The organism is Lysinibacillus capsici (genome assembly GCF_003367505.1).
Classification (GTDB): Bacteria; Bacillota; Bacilli; order Bacillales_A; family Planococcaceae; genus Lysinibacillus; species Lysinibacillus capsici.
Genome location: NZ_PXXX01000005.1, coordinates 1 through 4,431 on the forward strand (window position 1 = coordinate 1; position 4,431 = coordinate 4,431).

Sequence of the window (4,431 nt, forward strand, 5' to 3'; positions counted from 1 at the left end):
TTTTGGTTAAGTCCTCGATCGATTAGTATTCGTCAGCTCCATGTGTCACCACACTTCCACCTCGAACCTATCTACCTCATCGTCTTTGAGGGATCTTACTTACTTGCGTAATGGGAAATCTCATCTTGAGGGGGGCTTCATGCTTAGATGCTTTCAGCACTTATCCCGTCCACACATAGCTACCCAGCGATGCCTTTGGCAAGACAACTGGTACACCAGCGGTGTGTCCATCCCGGTCCTCTCGTACTAAGGACAGCTCCTCTCAAATTTCCTACGCCCACGACGGATAGGGACCGAACTGTCTCACGACGTTCTGAACCCAGCTCGCGTACCGCTTTAATGGGCGAACAGCCCAACCCTTGGGACCGACTACAGCCCCAGGATGCGATGAGCCGACATCGAGGTGCCAAACCTCCCCGTCGATGTGGACTCTTGGGGGAGATAAGCCTGTTATCCCCGGGGTAGCTTTTATCCGTTGAGCGATGGCCCTTCCATGCGGAACCACCGGATCACTAAGCCCGTCTTTCGACCCTGCTCGACTTGTAGGTCTCGCAGTCAAGCTCCCTTGTGCCTTTACACTCTACGAATGATTTCCAACCATTCTGAGGGAACCTTTGGGCGCCTCCGTTACCTTTTAGGAGGCGACCGCCCCAGTCAAACTGTCCGCCTGACACTGTCTCCTGCCCCGCTAAGGGGCATGGGTTAGAATTTCAATACAACCAGGGTAGTATCCCACCGACGCCTCCTTCGAAGCTGGCGCTCCGAGATCTCTGGCTCCTACCTATCCTGTACAAGTTGTACCAAAATTCAATATCAGGCTACAGTAAAGCTCCACGGGGTCTTTCCGTCCTGTCGCGGGTAACCTGCATCTTCACAGGTACTATAATTTCACCGAGTCTCTCGTTGAGACAGTGCCCAGATCGTTACGCCTTTCGTGCGGGTCGGAACTTACCCGACAAGGAATTTCGCTACCTTAGGACCGTTATAGTTACGGCCGCCGTTTACTGGGGCTTCAATTCGCAGCTTCGCTTGCGCTAACCACTCCTCTTAACCTTCCAGCACCGGGCAGGCGTCAGCCCCTATACGTCACCTTACGGTTTTGCAGAGACCTGTGTTTTTGCTAAACAGTCGCCTGGGCCTATTCACTGCGGCTCTCATGCGCTTGCACGCTCAAGAGCACCCCTTCTCCCGAAGTTACGGGGTCATTTTGCCGAGTTCCTTAACGAGAGTTCTCTCGCACACCTTAGGATTCTCTCCTCGACTACCTGTGTCGGTTTGCGGTACGGGCACCTCTCACCTCGATAGAGGCTTTTCTTGGCAGTGTGAAATCAGGAACTTCGTCCATACGGACTCGCCATCACAGCTCAACGTTACAGTGTGCGGATTTGCCTACACACACGCCTTACTGCTTGGACGCGCACAACCAACGGCGCGCTTACCCTATCCTACTGCGTCCCCCCATTTCTCAAACGGTGAGGAGGTGGTACAGGAATATCAACCTGTTGTCCATCGCCTACGCCTATCGGCCTCGGCTTAGGTCCCGACTAACCCTGAGCGGACGAGCCTTCCTCAGGAAACCTTAGTCATACGGTGGACGGGATTCTCACCCGTCTTTCGCTACTCATACCGGCATTCTCACTTCTAAGCGCTCCACCAGTCCTTCCGATCTGACTTCAACGCACTTAGAACGCTCTCCTACCACTGACATCGTAGATGTCAATCCACAGCTTCGGTGAATCGTTTAGCCCCGATACATTTTCGGCGCAGCGTCACTCGACCAGTGAGCTATTACGCACTCTTTAAATGATGGCTGCTTCTAAGCCAACATCCTGGTTGTCTGTGCAACGCCACATCCTTTTCCACTTAACGATTACTTTGGGACCTTAGCTGGTGGTCTGGGCTGTTTCCCTTTTGACTACGGATCTTATCACTCGCAGTCTGACTCCCGTGTATAAATATCTGGCATTCGGAGTTTGTCTGAATTCGGTAAACCGGGATGGCCCCCTAGTCCAAACAGTGCTCTACCTCCAGTATTCTCATCACGAGGCTAGCCCTAAAGCTATTTCGGAGAGAACCAGCTATCTCCAAGTTCGATTGGAATTTCTCCGCTACCCACACCTCATCCCCGCACTTTTCAACGTGCGTGGGTTCGGGCCTCCAGTAAGTGTTACCTCACCTTCACCCTGGACATGGGTAGATCACCTGGTTTCGGGTCTACGACCACGTACTATTTCGCCCTATTCAGACTCGCTTTCGCTGCGGCTCCGCCTTCTAAAGCTTAACCTCGCACGTAATCGTAACTCGCCGGTTCATTCTACAAAAGGCACGCTATCACCCATTAACGGGCTCTAACTACTTGTAGGCACACGGTTTCAGGATCTCTTTCACTCCCCTTCCGGGGTGCTTTTCACCTTTCCCTCACGGTACTGGTTCACTATCGGTCACTAGGTAGTATTTAGCCTTGGGAGATGGTCCTCCCGGATTCCGACGGAATTTCACGTGTTCCGCCGTACTCAGGATCCACTCAGGAGAGAACGAACTTTCGACTACAGGGCTTTTACCTGCTCTGGCGGACCTTTCCAAGTCGCTTCATCTAACTCGCTCTTTTGTAACTCCGTATAGAGTGTCCTACAACCCCAAGAGGCAAGCCTCTTGGTTTGGGCTCTTCCCGTTTCGCTCGCCGCTACTCAGGGAATCGATTTTTCTTTCTCTTCCTCCAGGTACTTAGATGTTTCAGTTCCCTGGGTCTGCCTTCAAGACGCTATGTATTCACGTCAAGATACTACGCGATTAAACGTAGTGGGTTCCCCCATTCGGAAATCTCCGGATCAAAGCTCACTTACAGCTCCCCGAAGCATATCGGTGTTAGTGCCGTCCTTCTTCGGCTCCTAGTGCCAAGGCATTCGCCGTGCGCCCTTAATAACTTAACCAAGTTATTAAGCCTATAAAAAACTTAAAAAATAAATGTGTTTGTTACAATTTCAATGTCGTTTTATCCAGTTTTCAAAGAACAAGCCTTCAAAACTGAACGCAAAACGTAATCTTACAAACCCAAGGTTTGTATTCCGAAATAATCCTTAGAAAGGAGGTGATCCAGCCGCACCTTCCGATACGGCTACCTTGTTACGACTTCACCCCAATCATCTATCCCACCTTCGGCGGCTGGCTCCAAAAGGTTACCTCACCGACTTCGGGTGTTACAAACTCTCGTGGTGTGACGGGCGGTGTGTACAAGGCCCGGGAACGTATTCACCGCGGCATGCTGATCCGCGATTACTAGCGATTCCGGCTTCATGTAGGCGAGTTGCAGCCTACAATCCGAACTGAGAACGACTTTATCGGATTAGCTCCCTCTCGCGAGTTGGCAACCGTTTGTATCGTCCATTGTAGCACGTGTGTAGCCCAGGTCATAAGGGGCATGATGATTTGACGTCATCCCCACCTTCCTCCGGTTTGTCACCGGCAGTCACCTTAGAGTGCCCAACTAAATGATGGCAACTAAGATCAAGGGTTGCGCTCGTTGCGGGACTTAACCCAACATCTCACGACACGAGCTGACGACAACCATGCACCACCTGTCACCGTTGCCCCCGAAGGGGAAACTATATCTCTACAGTGGTCAACGGGATGTCAAGACCTGGTAAGGTTCTTCGCGTTGCTTCGAATTAAACCACATGCTCCACCGCTTGTGCGGGCCCCCGTCAATTCCTTTGAGTTTCAGTCTTGCGACCGTACTCCCCAGGCGGAGTGCTTAATGCGTTAGCTGCAGCACTAAGGGGCGGAAACCCCCTAACACTTAGCACTCATCGTTTACGGCGTGGACTACCAGGGTATCTAATCCTGTTTGCTCCCCACGCTTTCGCGCCTCAGCGTCAGTTACAGACCAGAAAGTCGCCTTCGCCACTGGTGTTCCTCCAAATCTCTACGCATTTCACCGCTACACTTGGAATTCCACTTTCCTCTTCTGCACTCAAGTCCCCCAGTTTCCAATGACCCTCCACGGTTGAGCCGTGGGCTTTCACATCAGACTTAAAGGACCGCCTGCGCGCGCTTTACGCCCAATAATTCCGGACAACGCTTGCCACCTACGTATTACCGCGGCTGCTGGCACGTAGTTAGCCGTGGCTTTCTAATAAGGTACCGTCAAGGTACAGCCAGTTACTACTGTACTTGTTCTTCCCTTACAACAGAGTTTTACGATCCGAAAACCTTCTTCACTCACGCGGCGTTGCTCCATCAGGCTTTCGCCCATTGTGGAAGATTCCCTACTGCTGCCTCCCGTAGGAGTCTGGGCCGTGTCTCAGTCCCAGTGTGGCCGATCACCCTCTCAGGTCGGCTACGCATCGTCGCCTTGGTGAGCCGTTACCTCACCAACTAGCTAATGCGCCGCGGGCCCATCCTATAGCGACAGCCGAAACCGTCTTTCAGTCT

2 rRNA genes are annotated in these 4,431 nt (G+C 52.3%); both read right to left on the minus strand.

The features are described 5' to 3' along the window. Positions 1-2: 2 nt before the first annotated feature. Positions 3-2,930: ribosomal RNA gene (locus tag C7B89_RS02105) — 23S ribosomal RNA — on the minus strand. 151 nt (positions 2,931-3,081) lie between these two features. Continuing rightward, positions 3,082-4,431: ribosomal RNA gene (locus tag C7B89_RS02110) — 16S ribosomal RNA — on the minus strand; the annotation flags it as partial.